The sequence below is a fragment of the Flavobacterium davisii genome, from assembly GCF_042182265.1.
GTDB lineage: Bacteria > Bacteroidota > Bacteroidia > Flavobacteriales > Flavobacteriaceae > Flavobacterium > Flavobacterium davisii.
Genome location: NZ_CP097869.1, coordinates 2,691,504 through 2,711,084, shown reverse-complemented (window position 1 = coordinate 2,711,084; position 19,581 = coordinate 2,691,504). Strand labels below are relative to the sequence as shown.

18 protein-coding genes and 2 tRNA genes are annotated in these 19,581 nt (G+C 28.6%); 14 read left to right on the top strand and 6 right to left on the bottom strand.

The window, feature by feature from the left end:
* Nucleotides 1-142 precede the first annotated feature (142 nt).
* Together NAB20_RS11575 and NAB20_RS11570 are read left to right on the top strand one after the other, a co-directional pair.
* A complete protein-coding gene (locus NAB20_RS11575) occupies nt 143-421 on the top strand; it encodes a DUF3817 domain-containing protein (RefSeq protein ID WP_105196939.1) in 279 nt (92 codons plus the stop codon).
* 1 nt (nt 422) lies between these two features.
* Nucleotides 423-1,682, top strand: a complete 1,260-nt coding sequence (locus NAB20_RS11570; RefSeq protein ID WP_127823041.1) for a mechanosensitive ion channel family protein — start codon at nt 423-425, stop codon at nt 1,680-1,682.
* 261 nt (nt 1,683-1,943) lie between these two features.
* Here NAB20_RS11570 and NAB20_RS11565 read toward each other — a convergent pair whose 3' ends face one another.
* Nucleotides 1,944-2,318, bottom strand: a complete 375-nt coding sequence (locus NAB20_RS11565; RefSeq protein WP_105196937.1) for a YchJ family protein — start codon at nt 2,316-2,318, stop codon at nt 1,944-1,946.
* 34 nt (nt 2,319-2,352) lie between these two features.
* Entirely contained in the window at nt 2,353-3,954 is a 1,602-nt protein-coding gene (locus tag NAB20_RS11560) for a class I SAM-dependent methyltransferase (protein WP_235819779.1), read from the bottom strand.
* 109 nt (nt 3,955-4,063) lie between these two features.
* Between NAB20_RS11560 and NAB20_RS11555 the strand changes: the two genes are divergently transcribed.
* From NAB20_RS11555 to guaB, 5 genes are all read left to right on the top strand, one after another.
* A complete protein-coding gene (locus tag NAB20_RS11555) occupies nt 4,064-4,690 on the top strand; it encodes a Crp/Fnr family transcriptional regulator (protein ID WP_105196935.1) in 627 nt (208 codons plus the stop codon).
* Nucleotides 4,691-4,836: 146 nt separating this feature from the next.
* Nucleotides 4,837-6,249, top strand: a complete 1,413-nt coding sequence (locus tag NAB20_RS11550) for a rhodanese-like domain-containing protein (RefSeq protein WP_127823042.1) — start codon at nt 4,837-4,839, stop codon at nt 6,247-6,249.
* Nucleotides 6,250-6,449: 200 nt separating this feature from the next.
* A complete protein-coding gene (gene trxA, locus NAB20_RS11545; RefSeq protein ID WP_375605164.1) occupies nt 6,450-6,755 on the top strand; it encodes a thioredoxin in 306 nt (101 codons plus the stop codon).
* A gap of 199 nt (nt 6,756-6,954) precedes the next feature.
* On the top strand, nt 6,955-7,134 hold the full coding sequence (locus NAB20_RS11540; protein ID WP_088393810.1) for a hypothetical protein: 180 nt from the start codon (nt 6,955-6,957) through the stop codon (nt 7,132-7,134).
* 190 nt (nt 7,135-7,324) lie between these two features.
* Nucleotides 7,325-8,797 (top strand): IMP dehydrogenase, encoded by a 1,473-nt coding sequence (guaB, locus tag NAB20_RS11535; protein ID WP_088393811.1) that lies wholly within the window; start codon nt 7,325-7,327, stop codon nt 8,795-8,797.
* A gap of 331 nt (nt 8,798-9,128) precedes the next feature.
* Here guaB and NAB20_RS11530 read toward each other — a convergent pair whose 3' ends face one another.
* Entirely contained in the window at nt 9,129-10,661 is a 1,533-nt protein-coding gene (locus tag NAB20_RS11530) for a hypothetical protein (RefSeq protein ID WP_127823044.1), read from the bottom strand.
* A gap of 118 nt (nt 10,662-10,779) precedes the next feature.
* Between NAB20_RS11530 and NAB20_RS11525 the strand changes: the two genes are divergently transcribed.
* The 7 genes from NAB20_RS11525 to rpe all read left to right on the top strand — a co-directional run bounded on the left by NAB20_RS11525 (nt 10,780) and on the right by rpe (nt 15,380).
* Complete coding sequence (locus tag NAB20_RS11525) at nt 10,780-11,205, top strand: PaaI family thioesterase (protein ID WP_375605787.1); 426 nt, start codon at nt 10,780-10,782, stop codon at nt 11,203-11,205.
* Between the two features lie 47 nt (nt 11,206-11,252).
* Nucleotides 11,253-12,320, top strand: coding sequence for an isochorismate synthase (locus NAB20_RS11520; protein WP_235819711.1), 1,068 nt, complete (start codon nt 11,253-11,255; stop codon nt 12,318-12,320).
* Nucleotides 12,321-12,350: 30 nt separating this feature from the next.
* Nucleotides 12,351-13,067: a bacillithiol biosynthesis deacetylase BshB1 gene (gene bshB1 / locus NAB20_RS11515; protein ID WP_105197084.1), complete on the top strand. Its 717-nt coding sequence runs from the start codon at nt 12,351-12,353 to the stop codon at nt 13,065-13,067.
* An 85-nt stretch (nt 13,068-13,152) separates the two neighbouring features.
* Nucleotides 13,153-13,228 (top strand) — tRNA-His (locus NAB20_RS11510).
* A 36-nt stretch (nt 13,229-13,264) separates the two neighbouring features.
* Nucleotides 13,265-13,340 (top strand) — tRNA-His (locus tag NAB20_RS11505).
* 317 nt (nt 13,341-13,657) lie between these two features.
* Complete coding sequence (locus NAB20_RS11500) at nt 13,658-14,638, top strand: acyl transferase (protein ID WP_105197083.1); 981 nt, start codon at nt 13,658-13,660, stop codon at nt 14,636-14,638.
* Nucleotides 14,639-14,717: 79 nt separating this feature from the next.
* Entirely contained in the window at nt 14,718-15,380 is a 663-nt protein-coding gene (gene rpe, locus NAB20_RS11495; protein ID WP_088391094.1) for a ribulose-phosphate 3-epimerase, read from the top strand.
* A 430-nt stretch (nt 15,381-15,810) separates the two neighbouring features.
* Here the strand turns inward: rpe and NAB20_RS11490 are convergent, their stop codons facing one another.
* From NAB20_RS11490 to NAB20_RS11480, 3 genes are read right to left on the bottom strand one after another with little or no spacing between them, the layout of a single operon-like run.
* Complete coding sequence (locus NAB20_RS11490) at nt 15,811-16,884, bottom strand: DUF3810 domain-containing protein (protein ID WP_375605163.1); 1,074 nt, start codon at nt 16,882-16,884, stop codon at nt 15,811-15,813.
* Between the two features lie 9 nt (nt 16,885-16,893).
* Nucleotides 16,894-17,307, bottom strand: coding sequence for a thiol-disulfide oxidoreductase DCC family protein (locus tag NAB20_RS11485; RefSeq protein WP_088391090.1), 414 nt, complete (start codon nt 17,305-17,307; stop codon nt 16,894-16,896).
* Between the two features lie 11 nt (nt 17,308-17,318).
* Nucleotides 17,319-19,487 (bottom strand): DNA mismatch repair protein MutS, encoded by a 2,169-nt coding sequence (locus NAB20_RS11480; RefSeq protein WP_105197080.1) that lies wholly within the window; start codon nt 19,485-19,487, stop codon nt 17,319-17,321.
* Between the last annotated feature and the right edge of the window lie 94 nt (nt 19,488-19,581).

Sequence of the window (19,581 nt, the reverse complement as noted above, 5' to 3'; positions counted from 1 at the left end):
TTTTTTTTTAGAAATTAATTTTATATAAATTTTAACTTTCCAAAATAATAGGGGAGTATAGTTTTGCTGCTAAACTTTGCTTTACTTTGCAAAATAATACGAGTTTGTAGTACTAATTATTTTTTAATATACATAGATTTAAATGCTTAAATTTTTTCGAAATATTGCGTTGTTAGAAGGTGTTTCTTATATTGTTATCATGCTGAATATGTTAATGATAAAGCCATTTAATTTAACTTTATATAAAATGCTGTTATTTCCTGTAGGGATGAGTCACGGAGTTCTTTTTATTTTATATGTAATCTTGGCATTTCTTTTGCAAAGAAAATTGAAATGGGATTTTAGAACAACAATAGTTATTTTATTAGCTTCTTTAATTCCTTTTGGGACATTTTATATAGAAAAAAAATATTTGAAATAATATGCTTGAGAAAACTGAAAAAATATTCGGTTGGTGTTATAAGTTTTTTAAAAAATTAGATTTTAATGATACATTGGCATCCTATTTAGGTTTAGCAATCAATATCGTAATTCTTAGTTTTATAGTTTATATTATCTATTTGTTTTGTCGTTTCGTATTAGTAACAGGAATGGCTGTAGTGGCTAAACGAACTAAAACAAAATTTGATGATTTGCTGATTTCTAATGAAACAGCAAAATATATGTCACATTTAATCCCTTTAATTTACATATATAAGACAGTTCCCATTATATTAAATGATTTTACTTCATGGGAAACTATTTTTGGTCGGTTAGTTGGAGTGTATATTGTTTTGCTAACCTTATGGATTACAAATTCTACGTTAAAAGCAATAAGAGATCATCTAAAAACAAAAACAGAGTATGTGGATAAACCGATAGATAGTTATGTTCAGGTTATCATGATTATGCTTTGGATATTGGGGATTATTATAATAGTTGCCAAAATTTTTAATGTCAGTACGGATACATTAGCTAAGACTTTAGGAGCAGTATCGGCTTTAATAATCTTGATATTTAGAGACACAATCTTAGGTTTTGTAGCTTCCGTTCAAGTTTCGGCTAATGATTTAATTCGAATAGGAGATTGGATTACCATGGATAAATTTGGTGCTGATGGAGATGTCGTAGAAATAAATTTAACAACTTTAAAAGTTAGAAACTTTGATCATACTATTACGACTATACCAACCTATAGTCTTACTTCTGATAGTTTTAGAAATTGGCGTGGTATGATTAATTCCGATGGAAGAAGAATAAAAAGACATATTTTAATAAAAGCTAATTCTATTCGTTTTATAAGAGAAGAAGAATTAGAAGAATTTAAAAGGATTCAATTACTCACAAAATATATAGAAAAAAAACAAGTTGATATTAAAAGACATAACTCGTTACATGAAATAGATAAAAGTTTATCTATTAATGGAAGAAATTTAACCAATTTCGGTTTATTTAGAAAATATTTGACAAAATACCTAGAAAATTATCCAGGTTTGAATAAAGAGATGATTTTACTTTGTAGACAATTACAGCCAACACATCAAGGTATTCCTCTAGAAATTTACGCATTTTCTAACGATAAACGTTTTGAAAATTATGAATATATTATGAGCGACATATTTGATCATATTTTAGCCTCTGTAATTTATTTTGATTTACAAATATTTGAATTACCAGCTGGAAAAAATAATTTAGAAACCTGAAATAGAGTATACGTTTTAGGTTTCAGAATTCTATCTGTATTACTATTTATCGTTTAAATCAAACCCAAATTGCGCATTAGACTCGAAGGAAGTGAATGGATGAAACCATCATTTTACTTTATTTTTCCTTTAATTCAAGCACATACTCAATTTTAAATATCAAAATAGTTGTTATTTTCTTCTAAAATTTTCCTTAAGTACCTGAATTCATTCAAAATATTTATTTCACAACAAAGTCTAATGCGAATCTGGATTAAAAAATTAAGCTATTTTTCCTTCCACATAATACCATATTCCACCTTGTTTTTTAAAAAATGATTTTTCATGATGGCAATATGGTTGAAGATTAGCATCTGTATAATATGCTTTAAATTCGATGTTTTGTTCGGTTGTTTTTATAATATCTAATTTTAACCAGTTATTTTTAGTAGCCCAATCTAAAATATCTTTTTTGTTGTAAAATTTTCTTGTGCTAATGTGAGTCGTATTCAATAGATAATCTACTTGATGGGTACAATAAGCACTATAGCGAGATCGCATTAATTCTTCTGCTGTATTAGGTTTGTTGATGCCCAATATAAAGGGTTCACAACATTCTTGAAATATTTTTTTTGATCCACAAAAACAAGTATTCATATTACTTTTTTTAATTATATAATTTTAAAAATAATTATTTTCCTTTTAATAAATGAATGCTTACTGTAGCATAATCTGTATCAGGAAAGTGTTGTTTAAATCGTTCGTCAGAATGGAGTCCTGCTTTTTGAGCTATTGCAACAAATTCTTCTATTTCTAAAATATATTGATCTGACAATCCATGTGTTACATCGTATGCGGTGGCAGGTGTTTTTCCTATGTTTTTAGAAACAATATGAGGAGATACCGTGTGCAGTTCAATTAATAATAGTCCAAATTTATGAACATATTGCGCCCATTGCTCTAGGTGTTCGTACAAATTTGTTGCAACATCATTATTTGATAATTGTTTTCCTCTATGCGAAAAAGCACCTGTGGAGCTACTTGTTATGTTTTGATTGTTTTGAGGTTCATTCCAAATTCTATTATGATCTAAGAAAGTACGAACGTTTAATAATTCATTCAAATCAATATTGTAATTTTCTTTTAAATCTTGTGCTAATAAATTAGGATTTCCGATGTCTCCCCAAATTACTTTAGCCCAAATATCTGCTTTAATTAAATTAGCTCTAGTTACTTTTAAGGCTACTTGATTATAGTCAACTCCAACTAAAAATAAAGGGTGTTCTTCTAGCATTTTTCCGCGCATTGTTTGTCTTTCTATAACATTATAAATATGTTGTAAAAAAGCACCATTGCCACATCCCATGTCTAAAATTCCTTTAGGCTGCTCGGAAATAGGACGATTGAAAAGTTCTATAATGATTTCATCAATGACTTTAAAATAAGTATTATGCGCACCTCCGCTACCCCAAACATTCATTTCTCTATTAACATGTATTTCGGTATCATTAATAGCAATATCTCGTAATTTATTAGGATTCCCAAATAATAACATTTCAAGATTTTTTAACATCGGTAAATAAGAAACCGTTACGCCATAAGCAGAAGCTCGTTTAGCATAAAAAAGACCTGATTCTGTAAATTGATATTTCCCTTTTCGTTCTGTAAACCAACCTAGGGAAGTGAAAAAATTGAGCATTATAGTAAATGCCTCAGGTTCTTTATGAAATTCATCAGCACCAAATGAAGTTTCCATAAAATATTTATGAAACATTCCTGTCATTCCTAAATTTACAATTAAAGGACCTACTAAAAAACCTTCCAGATGCTTTATAATTTGATATTTAATTTTTCCCGTATCAGAATTTAGATCAAGAGGTTCACTATTTATTTTTTTAAATTTTTCAAATAAAGGAGCTAATATAGAAATAGTATGCTCGTTAATTCTATTCGAGGTAAAAACATCTGTTAAAAATAAAGTTTGTGCTATGTCATCGTACAGATAAAACTCAGAAAAAGCTAATTTGGTTAAATTGTTAATTTTAAAACTGACTTTATTTTGAATATTATCTACAAAGTAATCTAAAAAACCTTGTGAAGCAAAAGCTCTTAAAGCGACATTTAAATACCCATCATTTAAGTTAAATTCATTTTTTAAATCATCTAATGTAATTTCTTTTTTTTCAAGAATATAATCTGTTATTTTTTTTTCTTTTAATAAAGAAGCTATAGGTAAAATTACAATACCATCTAAATGTCTAAAAATAGATTCTCTTAATTCTGTTGTGTTCATTATTAGTTTATTAAGGTTACTTGCACAAAGTAATAAATTTTAATGAATTTTTAAATTTAAAAGATCAGATAAGTAGTCTATATTTGTATTGTGTTTTTTTTAAGTTTTTATGAAAGATATAATCAAGATAAATTTTCCCAATTTTAATCCTCAACTAATAGAAGAAATAGAGGAAAATGCGTATATACAAAATATAAAGGCAGGTGAAACGATAATGCGTTCAGGTCAATTTATTAGACATACCGTTTTAGTTGTAAAAGGAAAAATAAAATTATATAGAGAAGATGATGAAGGAAATGAGTTTTTTATGTACTACCTTCAGCCAGGGCAAGCTTGTGCTATTTCTATGATTTGTGCTACGAAAGAAGAAACAAGTGCATTAATGGCTAAAGTAGTAGAAGACGCAGAACTTATAATGATTCCTCTTGCATTAATGGAAAAATGGATGAGTAGACATCGTTCTTGGTATGAATTTGTTATAGAAACCTATAGAAGTCGTTTTGAAGAAGTGTTAACAGTTATAGATAATATAGCTTTTAAAGCTATGGATGAACGTTTAGAGTTTTATTTGAAAAGACATCGAGATACTTGTAATTGTAATGATATAAAATTATCTCATCAAGAAATAGCATCTGAATTAAATACCTCTAGAGAAGTTGTGTCCCGTTTGCTAAAAAAAATGGAACAAAGAGGTTTAGTTAAATTGTATAGGAGCCATATCGAAATCAATTTTTAAGAGCTGACAAAAGTCAGCTTTTTTTTTAAAATTGTATTTTATCTTTGCCTATATGTTATAATTTATTTATTAGAATAAAGGTTTGTGATCATTGTCACTATTTGTTATAAAAATAAATAGTACTTTTGTAAACCAAATTGATAATAATGAAGATAGAACAAATTTATACAGGTTGTTTAGCTCAAGGAGCTTATTATATTACTTCAAAAGGAGAAGCATTAATAGTAGATCCTTTAAGAGAAATACAACCTTATTTAGATCGTCTTAAAAGAGATAATGTAGTTTTAAAATATATTTTTGAAACACATTTTCATGCTGATTTTGTTTCAGGACATCTAGATTTAAGTAAGTCTACAGGTGCTCCTATAGTATATGGTCCAACTGCTCGTCCTGAATTTGATGCAATTATAGCAGAAGATGAACAGATATTTAGAGTAGGCGATGTCTCTATTAAAGCTTTACACACTCCAGGTCACACAATGGAAAGTACAACTTATCTTTTAATAGACGAAGAAGGTAAAGATTATGCTATTTTTTCTGGTGATACTCTTTTTATTGGAGATGTAGGAAGGCCAGACTTGGCACAAAAAGCATCTAATATGACTCAAGAAAAATTGGCCGCTACCTTATTTCATTCATTAAGAAATAAGATTATGCCTCTTTCTGATGATGTAATAGTTTATCCAGCACATGGAGCGGGTAGTGCTTGTGGTAAAAATATGAGCAAAGAAACTATTTCTACCATAGGCCAACAAAAAATAGATAATTATGCCCTTCGTCTTGACATGGAAGAATCTGAATTTGTAGCTGAAGTATTGCATGGATTAACTCCTCCTCCTGCATATTTTAGAATGAACGTGGCTATGAATAAAAAAGGATACACTTCTTTTAATAAAGTACTGGATAATGGTTTAAGATCATTATCTGCAAAAGATTTTAATGATTTAGCAGGTAGGGAAGGAACAGTTATTTTAGATACAAGACCCGCTTCTGTATTTTGTTTAGAGCATATCCCACAATCTATTAATATAGGAATAATAGGTGATTTTGCTCCTTGGGTTGGTGCCCTTATTGCTGATGTAAATCAACCAATTCTTATAGTTTGTGAAGAAGGAAAAGAAGAAGAAACAATTATTAGGCTTAGTAGGGTAGGTTTTGATAAGATTTTAGGTCATTTAGAAGGAGGTGTTAAAGCGTGGAAAGAATCAGGTAGAGAAACAGATAGAATTAATAGAATAACGACAGATGAATTTGCTCTTCAAGTAAATTTAAAAACGGATAAAATAATTGATGTTCGAAAAGAAAATGAATATCAGACAGAACATTTAGAAAATTCTTACAACAAACCATTAGCCTATATAAATGATTGGATAAATACAATTAATCCTAAAGAACATTTTTATTTGCACTGTGCAGGAGGCTATCGTAGCATGATTGCTGCATCAATACTTCAAGCGAGAGGTTATCGAAAATTCACAGAAATAGAAGGAGGGTTTTCGGCTATATCTAAAACTAATTTACCTAAAACAGATTTCATTTGTCAAAGCAAAGTATACTAACTCTAATACCATGAAACGATTTTTTTTAAATTGGCATATAATCCGTTTTTTTCGATTAGCATTGGGTATTTTTTTGATATTTCAAGCATTTGAAACTCATCAGTGGTTTTTTTTAGGATTTGCAATATTCTTTTTGTTCCAAGTATTTTTTAATTTAGGTTGTCAGTCTAATACCTGTCAAATTCAGCTAAAAGATAAAAATGATGAATGATTCATTTATGAATATTATAAACAAGGATGAACCAGTGTTAATTGATTTTTTTGCAACTTGGTGTGGTCCTTGTCAAATGTTGAGTTCTGTTCTGATAGAAGTAAAAGCAATATTAAAAGATAAAGTTAGCATTATAAAAATAGATGTAGAGAAAAATAAAGAATTAGCTACTAGGTATAAAGTAAGAGGAGTTCCCTCTCTAATTCTTTTCCAAAAAGGACAAGCTATATGGCATCATTCAGGATTAATTCAAAAAGATGAAATTGTAAAAATAATAAATGAAAGAATCTTATAAAGTTATGTTAAAGAAGCATTTTCTTACTATTTAAGGTAGTATATTTGGTCTTGTAGCGGATTTATTTATCAGGGTCAGAAATGGTCTTTATTGGAAATCGCGCTATTATCTCTAGGTCTCTTAATACTACTTTATAAGATGTTATTTGGAGTCTTTAGTAGGTAGTTTGTTTAAATAAATAACTTTAAAAAAATTTATTATGAAAAAATTAATTGCGTCAGTAGCGGTAGTAACATTTTTATTTTCATCTAGTGTATTTGCACAAGAAGTGAAAGAAGAAAAGAAAGCAAAAACTGAAAAAACTTGCTCTAAAGGAGACAAAAAAGCTTGTACTGAAAAAAAGGCTTGTTGTACAAAAAAAGCAGAGAAAAAAGCTTAATAAATTAGTTTCCTTAAATTATACAAGAAGGATATAAGCTTAAAGGACTCGGATTAAATCCGAGTCCTTTTTTAATATATCATAAGTAATAATTAAATAATTCCTTAATTTATAACTTAGAAAAGTTAATTATTTAGTAAAATTTACAGTTAATTTCTTATATTTGTTCGCAATTTAATCGTAAATTGCAATGAACGCACACACAACTAAAATCATCGGTGAAGGATTAACTTATGATGATGTATTGCTTATTCCAAACTATTCACAAGTACTTCCACGAGAAGTAAGTATCCAAACAAAATTTACTAAGAATATTACATTGAATGTACCTATTGTATCAGCTGCAATGGATACAGTTACAGAAAGTGCTATGGCTATTGCTATGGCGCAAGAAGGAGGAATAGGTGTTTTGCATAAAAACATGTCAATCCAACAACAAGCAGCAGAAGTACGTAAAGTAAAAAGAGCAGAAAGTGGAATGATTATAGATCCTGTAATATTAAATCTTGGAGCAACAGTAGGAGATGCTAAAAGCGCAATGAGAGAATATGGAATAGGAGGTATACCAGTAGTTGACGAAGATAGAAAATTAATAGGAATCGTTACCAATAGAGATTTGCGTTTTGAAAAAAATAATCAAAGAGGGATTATAGAGGTAATGACTTCAACTAATTTGGTTACGGCTCCTGAAGGGACAACATTAGAAAAAGCAGAAGAAATCTTAAAAGGAAATAAGATAGAAAAATTGCCCGTTGTAAATTCAGAAAATAAACTAATAGGACTTATTACTTTCCGAGATATTACTAAACTTACCCAAAAACCAAATGCTAATAAAGATCAATATGGGCGTTTGCGTGTAGCGGCAGCTTTAGGTGTTACAGCAGATGCTGTAGAACGCGCAGAAGCTTTAGTAAAAGCGGGTGTTGATGCTGTTATTATTGATACAGCACATGGTCATACCAAAGGAGTAGTTGAAGTTTTAAAACAAGTAAAAAATAAATTTCCAAATTTAGATGTAATAGTTGGAAATATAGCAACACCAGAAGCAGCGTTATATCTAGTAGAAAATGGAGCCGATGCAGTTAAAGTAGGTATTGGCCCAGGATCCATTTGTACTACTCGTGTAGTGGCAGGTGTTGGATTTCCTCAATTTTCTGCGGTATTAGAAGTGTCAGCAGCATTAAAGGGTACGGGGGTTCCCGTTATAGCAGATGGAGGTGTTCGTTATACAGGCGATATACCTAAAGCTATAGCAGCAGGTGCTTCTACAGTTATGCTAGGATCTTTACTAGCTGGAACTAAAGAATCGCCAGGAGAAACTATTATATTTGAAGGGAGAAAATTTAAATCTTATAGAGGGATGGGATCGGTAGAAGCAATGAAAGAAGGATCTAAAGACCGTTATTTTCAAGATGTTGAAGATGATGTTAAAAAGTTAGTTCCAGAAGGAATTGTAGGTCGTGTGCCTTATAAAGGAGAATTAAATGAAAGCATGCTTCAATTTATAGGTGGATTAAGAGCAGGAATGGGATATTGTGGTGCCGCTACAGTAGCAGAATTACAAGAAAAAGGAAGATTTATTAGAATTACATCAAGTGGTATTAGCGAAAGTCATCCACATAATGTAACAATTACAAAAGAAGCACCTAACTATTCACGTTAATAGAATTTGTTAAAAGTCAAAAAAAGTTAGCTTTCCTAGACTGCCCCCAAAAATTAGATATTATTTGGGGGCAGTGTATTTTTCGGAATAACCCCATTTTGAAACTTTGATTCTATAAATGAGGTTAAATTTAGATGTAAAAAGGTTTTAAAACTTTGGGTTTTATGAATATGTTTTATTTTTGAATCTTTAACTTTTAAAAGTTTTTCATTTGTAATAAATTTCTAACGAATAACGAAGTTAAAACTTAATTTTATTGACATATTTTGTTATTAAATCTACCCTTTAAGTAACTCCGAATATGATCAAGATTTTTTCTTTCTTTTTGAATTTATTCATCTAAATGTTGATAAGCTCCTAAATCAGGAGGAGAGGTTCTATTTTTACCATCTAAGTCCTTAGGAATTAAGAAAGATTTATTTCCCTTAGCAATAGCTGCTGAATTTTTGAGAATTCTTAGATTGTTATTGAAAGGATCCTTAAATTTAGGATTAAAATTGCTCTGTCTTGTATCTATAATATTATTATAGCTTTTAATAAAGTCATATAAAGAACTATTATACTGATTATTTGTATCGTTAAATTTTATTAAGCAGTAGCTAAAATCAATATTAAAAGCTGCAGAATCATTTTTTTTAAGGCCTAACTCAATATTATTATTGCCATATATTATACAATTTATAAAACGAGCTAAGATAAGGTCAGAAAGAAATAAAACATCTTTTTGTTTATAACTATTGTCTATATACACACATGGTGTTTGGCGATTACTATTATTCCAATAATTGGCAAAAGTACAAGAATTAAAATGATATTCACCTCCTAATGTACAGGCTAGGCTAGCTTGTCCGCATTTGTTAATCGTAATATTTTCACCATAAATTTTTCCTTTTCTAGCAACTAATCCAAAATCACTTGAATTATATATTTGTGTGTTAAAAATACGAGTTGTAGTGCCATCATTTCGATCTATAAAAATTCCAAATGAACTATTTTTAATCGTTAAATTTTTAAATTCATTATTTGTACTTCCATCTGCTAAATAAATTCCTCCCCATTGCCCTGGTATTTCAGCGTATTTAGATTCTAGTCGATCACCTTCTAATATTACTTCATTTTCTAATTTTTTTTGATCATTAGATAATTCTCCATTTATCTTAATACTACCTGATTTTTTTACAAAAATTCCAGATTGACTGTGACAATATATCCTAGCTCCTGGGTCTATTATTAGTGTTTTGCCAGCAGGTACACCAGCATATCCATAAATAACATAGGGTTTTTTATTTGTAAAATGAAGCTCATTACCATTAACAGCATCTTTTTCGTTTAATTCAAATCCATAAACTGTATTATTTGGGGTTAAATTATCAAGGATTAACTTTTCCTTTTTTTCAGGATATAAAAAAACAGCATCTTGTATAAGTGTAATCAAGTCAACTTTTTGTTGATTTATTCCTATGTCAAATAAAATTTGATCTGTATAGAGATAATCAGTTGAGTTAACATCTTTAATATCGGCTGTTTCTTCAATAAAAATATACAAACTATCATGAGCTAATAATTCTATATTATTAAAAATTTTTCCTTTATTACTTATTCCTGTTGTACCATCAATCATCAATCTATATTTAGATGAAGTGCCTTTTGCTAATGAAATAGTAGGGATGCGTATATCCTGATTACTCCTGTTATATACTTTTAAGGAGTAGGTACTAGAAGAAATACCTGAAAATACAGTATCCAGATACACTGTATTTTTAGAAAATGATAATTGTCCGCTGCTTGGTTCTGTTTCAAAATCTTTTCGGCAAGAAATAAATATCGAAATGATACTGATTAAAAAAAATAAGTATTGACGCATTGTATTTGTAATTTGGTATAAAAATACTGAAAATAAAATGTAAAATATCGTTTTTTTATGTTACCAATATGTTTTAATACTAAATTTTGTACTTTTGATTGGATATTTTATTAATACGATGTTTGATAGAAAAAAATTTGTTGAAAACTGTAATGTATTGAGTAATAATACATTAATGAAAACTTTAAGAATAGAGTTTATAGAAGCAGGAGAAGATTATTTAATAGCCCAAATGCCTGTTGATAGTGCGGTACATCAACCGATGGGCTTATTACATGGAGGAGCAACTGTAGCTTTAGCAGAAAGTGTAGGAAGTGCAGCTTCACTTATGTTCGTAAATATAGATAAGCAAGAAGTTAGAGGTATTGAAATATCAGCCAATCATTTAAAAAGTAAAAGAACAGGAATAATAACCGCAACAGCCAGGTTGATTCATAAAGGAAGATCCTTACATTTATGGGAAATAAGAATTGAAGATGAAAATAAATCGTTGATTTCATTATGTAAACTAACCAATATGGTATTGCCAAAAAGAGAACAATAAAAGGTCTTTTATATGAGCTAATATCTTCAAAGAAGAAATGAAATTAAATGAAAAGCATATTTGAAAAGGTAAGAATTCAACAAAAAATGAATTTACCATTTGTTGTCTATCGTAAACCTAATAAGAAAACATTAATTGGGATTTTTCAGCAAAATGATCATATTTACTTTACAGAAAATTTTACAGAAAAATCTTTTGTTTTTGCTCCTTTTAGTGGAATCCCCATAATTTTTCCATTAGAAAAATCGGAAATAAGCTATAATTCTGTTTATTTTGATCATAAAATAAAAGAATTAGAAATAAATATTGTAGAAAATGAATTAGAAAAACAAAAATTTATTGAATTAGTTCAAAATGGAGTACAAACTATAGAAGCCGGTATTTTTGATAAAGTAGTACTTTCAAGAACTGAAGAAATTCAAAATAAGGGTTTTGATCTATTTACAAGCTTTGAGCAAATGCTCTTTAAGTACCCATCTGCTTTATGTTATGCTTGGTATCATCCAAAAATTGGATTCTGGATGGGAGCTACTCCAGAAAAATTATTTGCTATAAAAGAAAATAAGTTTGAAACAATGGCTCTAGCAGGTACTCAAGTTGCTCAAAATGAGAAATCTATTTTATGGCGAAATAAAGAAAAAAAAGAACAACAATTTGTAACAGATTTTATAAAGAATGAACTAAAAGAAATAGTTTCTGATCTTCAAGTATCAGAGGCTTATACGAGTAGAGCAGGAAATTTATTTCATTTAAGAACAGATATAAGAGGAACAATTAAAGAAAGCACTCTTTTAAAAAAAATTATTGCTGTTTTACATCCAACACCAGCTGTTTGTGGAACACCTAAGAATTTAACGAAAGCTTTTATAGAAAAATCGGAAGGTTATGATAGAGAATTTTACACAGGATTTTTAGGTGAATTAAATTTTGATTTTGCAACAAATGAAAAATCAACAGATCTATACGTTAATTTGAGATGTATGAAAATTTCAAAAGATAAAATAAATTTATTTATGGGTTGTGGAGTTACAAAAAACAGTAATTCGGAATCAGAATGGTATGAAACAATTAATAAAAGTAAAACCATGCGAATGATTATAAATTATTCTGAATAAAAATCAAAGACTAAACAACAATATAGAAAAATGAAATTAGATATATTAGCATTTGGTGCTCACCCTGATGATGTAGAGTTGGGCTGCGGAGGAACATTAGCAAAAGAGATTAGTTTGGGTAAAAAAGTAGGAATAATAGATTTAACAAGAGGAGAATTAGGAACTCGTGGTACTCCCGAAATTAGAGATCTAGAAGCTCAGAAATCAGCTCAAATATTAAAAGTTTCAATACGAGAAAATTTAGAATTTCGAGATGGATTTTTTAAAAATGATGAAGACCATCAAAAAGAAATTATAAAAATGATTCGTAAATACAAACCTGAAATAGTATTATGCAATGCTATTCAAGATAGACATATAGATCATTCTAAAGGAAGTAATTTAGTATCAGATGCTTGTTTTTTATCAGGATTAAAAAAAATAGAAACTAGTTTAAAAGACACATTTCAGGAATCTTGGCGTCCTAAAAAAGTTTATCATTATATACAATGGATGAATATAAAACCAGATTTTGCCGTTGATATTTCTGGATTTATGGAATTGAAAATGCAATCCATTTTGGCTTACTCTTCTCAGTTTTATGATCCTAACTCGTTAGAACCTGAAACACCAATTACATCAAAAAATTTTTTAGATAGCGTTCAATACAGAGCACAAGATCTCGGTAGATTAATAGGAACAGATTTTGCAGAAGGATTTACAGTAGAAAGGTGTTTGGCAGTCAATACTTTAGATAATTTATTGTAATTTTTTTATAGAATTGTTTGCAAGACTAAACTTTTGTAGTATATTTGCACTCGCAATACGGAAGTAATTAGTATAGCGTTGAAATGGTGATTGTAGCTCAGTTGGTTAGAGCGTCGGATTGTGGTTCCGAAGGTCGTGGGTTCGAGACCCATCATTCACCCTAATAGCGGTTAACGCTTTTTTTAAAAAAACATAATGGTGATTGTAGCTCAGTTGGTTAGAGCGTCGGATTGTGGTTCCGAAGGTCGTGGGTTCGAGACCCATCATTCACCCTAAATTAAAAGTCTCGGTTTTTGCCGAGACTTTTTACTTGTATAAAAGAAAATTATATTTTAAATCAAGTTCCCTATTCTTTCTACTAAATTTTCTGTGAACATTTGAATTTATTCAAAAAAATTATATCACAACGAAGTACAATGACAAATCTAGGTTTAAAGTCATTTTTATTTATGATAAATTTTTAAACGTGAATCTAGGATAAAATTAGATATTATAATTGTACAAAAAAATATTGAATTTAAGTTTAGATTATTAAAGATTTTACACATTAGATTTAGGGTAAACTCTTTTATTTATGTAATTTTGGAGACATGTATACACCGAGCGATATATTTGAAATTAGTTCTAAAAAGGAGTTCGAAAAACTTACACTAAAAATTTTTCGTTTTCAATATAATAATAATTTAGTTTATCAACGATTTTGTTCCCTTTTAAAAAAAAATGAAACAAATGTAAAAAGAATCCAAGACATCCCTTTTTTACCCGTTCAATTTTTTAAATCACACACTATTTTAAGCTCTACAGAAAAAATACAAATGACTTTTACAAGTAGTGGAACGACAGGGATGATGACAAGTAAGCATTCTGTTACAGATTTAGCCTTTTATGAAGAAAGTTACAAACAAGCTTTTAAACAGTTTTATGGAAATGTTGAAAATTATATCGTTTTAGCATTATTGCCATCTTATTTAGAACGTGAAGGATCATCATTAATCTATATGGTCAATGATTTAATTCAATTATCTAATAATTCAGAAAGTGGTTTTTATCTAAATAATTATGATGAATTAATAGAAAAATTAATCAGATTAGATGCTGAAGGACATAATATACTATTAATAGGTGTTACTTATGCTTTATTAGATTTAGTTGAAAGACAACAATTTAATTTGAAAAACACTATTATAATGGAAACAGGTGGTATGAAAGGGCGTAGAAAAGAAATCATCAGGGAAGAGTTGCATGAAATATTGTCAGGTGGTTTTGGCGTATCTGAAATACATTCTGAATATGGAATGACGGAATTATTATCTCAAGCTTATTCTTTAGGAAATGGAATTTTTGAATGCCCAGCTTGGATGAAAATTATTATTCGTGATTCAGAGGATGCCTTAACTTTACTTCCAGAAGGAAAGGTAGGAGGAGTAAATATAATTGATTTAGCTAATGTTAATTCATGTTCCTTCATAGCCACCCAAGATTTGGGAAAAATAATAGATAATAATTCTTTTGAAATTTTAGGACGATTTGATAATTCAGATATAAGAGGTTGTAATCTAATGGTAGTATGAAATCCCAATATAAAGGCAAATAGAATTAATCTATAAAAAATAAAATAATTTCTAAAACAACACCCTAATATTTTATAAAATGAAAAATACACTTATTGCTCCATCTGTTCTGGCAGCTGATTTTGCTAACTTACAAAGAGATATTGAAATGATAAACAATAGTCAAGCGGATTGGTTTCATATAGATATTATGGACGGCGTTTTTGTTCCGAATATATCTTTTGGTATGCCTGTATTAGAAGCAATAAAAAAGCATGCAAAAAAGACAATAGATGTGCATTTAATGATTGTAGAACCAGATCGTTATATCTCAACTTTTAAAAAAATAGGAGCCGATATTTTAACAGTTCATTTTGAAGCCTGTGTGCATTTACATAGAACCCTTCAGGCAATAAAAGCAGAAGGAATGAAAGCAGGTGTAGCTCTAAATCCTCATACAAATATTTCAGTACTAGAAGATGTAATTCAAGATATAGACTTAGTTTGTATTATGAGCGTTAATCCTGGTTTTGGAGGACAGTCATTCATAGAAAATACATATTCAAAAGTAGAAAAATTAAAAGCATTAATTGAAAGAAAAGGAGCTTCTACTCTTATCGAAATTGATGGAGGTGTTTCTTCTCAAAATGCAAAAAAATTAGTCGAAGCAGGAGCAGATGTTTTAGTTGCAGGTAGTTTTGTGTTTCATTCAAACGATCCAGAAAAAACAATTATTGAACTTAAAAAAGTAGTTAATGCGTAGGAATTTAATTCTATTTAAAAAGATAAAAGTCTTTCTTTTTTAAATAGTTAAGAAAAATGGATTAAATAAAATTTATAAGTAAATAAGACTGCTAAAAAATTAATTCAACGTTAATTGGCATTATTTTTACTTAAAATCTTCATTTTTAATATTTTTTAGAAAATTTTAATTCTTATATAATTTGTAAAATAGAACTTTGAATATATAAATTGTAGAAATCAGAATATTAGATGCAAGGTTTTGAATACAATAGTCTAAAAACCTTGCACTTAATAATAAAATTGGAATTTGGAGTTCTTAATTTTATAAAGCGTCCAATTTTTCACCAGCCTCTAAATTTTAAACCAAATCTCGCATTAGATTCGAACGAAATAAATTGCGAAGTAAATATTTTTCTTTAAATTCAAGTACTCTGTGTGGCTTTTAAAAATTATTGATCGGAATAATTAATTAATAAATCAATAAATTTACTATAACTCTTTATACCTTCTTCTTGTTGATTTAGTTTTAAGAAATGATCGTAAAATAATTCAAATCCTTTATTAAGGATTGATTCATGTTTTGACCAAAAGAGATCAGTTTCTTTAAAATTTTTTAAAATACCTGGATTTATTGTTTTAATTATGTTTTCTAGTTCCTTTTTATTTTTAGAGGCAATGTTTGACAAACAATAACGTAAAGCATAAGTATGACCCGCATATTGAAAGAATAAGTTTTTGTTATGTGTTGAGGCTAAATAACCAATAAAGTTGCATTCACTTTCACTAGAATATCCCATTTGATGTGCCATTTCATGGCAAACGACAATAGGTAAACTATAAGATGGTGGTTCATTATTTACTTGTGCTTCATTTGTAAAAGGATTTAAATAACCCCCAAATCCCATATAAGTTAGTGGTATACTAAATAATGATTTTTTTATACTAGGATTTTTATATTCAAAATAAGGATGTTTTTTTTGTAAATCTACATATCCTAATGGTGCTAATTGAAATATTTGGACTGTTTTATAAGGAATAATGACCTTTTCATTTGTATTATGTGTCAGTTTAAAATGAATTTGATTACTTGTATTAATAAGTTTTTTGGTAAATTGAAAAAGTTCTTTTTGAGTATAATCTGTTTTTAGATTCATTTTCTGATAAAGAGGCATTCGATAATAATTAAAGGCCCAAAGTAAATGGAATATAAAGTAGGTTATGACAAAAATATTAAAAGTTTGTTTGATTTTTTGAATCCAGCTTATTTTTTGATTTTTATAAAACCAGTAAATAAAATACAGTATTAATAAAGTATAAATAAGATCACCTATAGAAAATGGAATCCATCCAAAAATGATTCTATTTAGTTTTGAAATGACGGGGTAAAAGCCATTGCTATAGTATTGTTCTGTAATAAAAGGAAATCTCGTTAATATTTCTAATAATACAATTTGAAGTAAAAAGAATAATAAAAAAAAAGTATTCTTTGAAATAAGTATCTTATTTATTCTTAAAGGGATCATATTTTTGTATTAATCAATAAACTTTGCTTTTAATTCTGGAGTAGGAATCATACAACTTTCTTTTTTACCATACCATTTATAGCGATTTTTAGCTATAAAATCATAAAGAGGATCACGTAATATTCCAGGAACTATCTTAAAAAAATAAAGCCAATTTAAATAAGGCAGATTTTTAGCAATTTCTAAAATAGCATCAGATTTATAAAAATAAGCTTGTTTTGGAATATAAAGTATAATACTATCAATATTCCGGTTACTAATTCCTAAATATAAAAGGATTTCTTGGCCTAATTTAGATTCTAAAGCTACAAAACGGAAAATATCATTTTTATCTTTTTGAATAATATATTGCACCCAGTAATTGCAAAGGTTACAAACTCCATCAAAAAGGATTATTTTTTTATCTTTTGCTAAATGTTCCATTAATTTAATATTTATTTAGGCTGAATATATTCTAATTGGTCTAAGCTTACTTTTGAAGTAAAAATACCATAATTCACAATTGCATTATTCTTTTCAATTTTATCAATTGTTCCTATAGACTTGCCATCAATCATACGAACACGATCGCCTACTTTAAGTATTACTTTAGGCTTGTTTTCTTCTATTTTTTTAGCAATTTCTTTCTTTTCCTTTTTTTCTTTTCGAATTTCATCTACTTTCTCTTTTACTTCAGCAAGTACTTCTTTTTCAATTTTTTCTTTCGCTTTTTTTTCTTTTATAGTAATTTTTTTACGTTTTGAATTTTCAATTTCTACCATTTTTAAAAATTCACCAATTAGATCTTTTTTACTTTTATCGTTAAAATATTTTTCTGAAATATCATCAATTTTTTGTCCCATGTAAATCAAACGCTGGTTACTATCGTATAACTCTTGATAACGTTCTAATTTATCTTGAATTTTAAGATTAATGCTTTCCATTTTTTTGCTTTCTTCACGAGCTTTATTTTCCTCCTGTTTTAAATTTTGTGAAGTTTTTTCTAGTTTAGAACGTTCTTTTTGAAGTGATGAAATTGTTTTGTCAAATCGTACTTTACTACCTTCTATTTTCTTTTTAGCACGATTTATTAATCCGTATGGAATACCATTTTTTTGAGCTACTTCAAATGTAAATGAGCTACCTGCTTGTCCAATAATTAGCTTATACATCGGCTCTAATGATTTTTCATCAAAAAGCATATTAGCATTGGTAGCACTCGGTAATTCATTAGCTAACATTTTTAGATTAGCATAGTGTGTTGTAATGATGCCAAAGGCTTCACGATGATAAAATTCTTCTAAAAATACTTCAGCTAATGCTCCTCCTAACTCGGGATCGGAACCGGTACCAAATTCATCAATTAAGAATAAGGTTTTAGCATTGCATTTTTTTAAAAAGTAGTTCATGTTTTTTAAACGATAACTATAGGTACTTAAGTGATTTTCAATAGATTGGTTGTCGCCAATATCTGTTAGAATTCGATCAAAAAAACAAGTTTCACTACGTTCATGAACAGGAATTAACATACCTGATTGTAACATTACTAATAACAAGCCAACTGTTTTCATAGAAATCGTTTTACCACCAGCATTAGGACCTGATATGACTATAATACGTTTATCTTCATCAAAATCAAAAGTTTGTGGATAGGTTGTTTTTCCTCTTTCTTTATTGGTTAAAAATAAAATGGGGTGAAAAGCTTCTCGCAAAAAGACTTTTCTTTCTTCATTTATTTTAGGAAGTAATCCATTTATTTTAAAAGCATATTTGGCTTTAGCTGAAATGACATCTATATCACTTAAAAAATCTTGATATTGTGTCAATAACCCGTGAAAAGGACGAATTTTATTAGTTAATTGTTTTAAAATTTTGATAATTTCTTCTCGTTCTTCATATTCTAAATTAGCTAATTCACGAGAGTAACGAAGTGTAGATTCGGGTTCAATATAAGCAATACTTCCAGTTTTAGAACTGCCTAATATAGATCCTTTTACTTTACGACGGTACATTGCTTGTACAGCCAATACTCGACGATTTTCTACTACGGTTTCACGAATTTCATCTAAATAACCTAATGAATTGTATTGGCTTAGTGCCATTCCAAAACTTTGATTCACTTTACCACGAACTAGGTTCATATTTCTGCGGATTTCTAGTAGAGTGGGAGTGGCCTCATCTTTTATTTCACCGTATTTATCAAAAACAGTTTCAATAGATTTGCTAATTTCTTTTGTAATAGTTATCTCAATAGCTTTGCGATGTAGAGCTGGATAATAATCTTCAAATTTTTTTAAAAAAAGTAGTAAAATATTGGCATTTTCAGCGAGCGAATGAATTTTTTTAAAACTTAAAGCTTCTAAAAAACTATCCTCAATTGCTAAAAATTTTAGTTCATTTATTATAGGATCAAAATTATGACTGGGCAAAGCATTATTGTTATCAAAAGAAGAACGATATTCTGAAGTTTGTAATAAAATTTCTATTAATTCATCTTTGTTACTATAGGGGGTTATATGCAATGTTTTTTCAGTACCTATTTCAGTTGTACAGTATTCTGAAATAGTTTCTAAAACAGTTTGAAACTCTAAATCTTGTAAGGTTTTATTATTTATCGAAATCATTTTGTTTTTTAATGTAGTCACAAATTTACAATTTAAATCAAAAAAAGGGGACTGAAAATTCAATCCCCTTTTAAATTTAATCTATTAAAAGTAA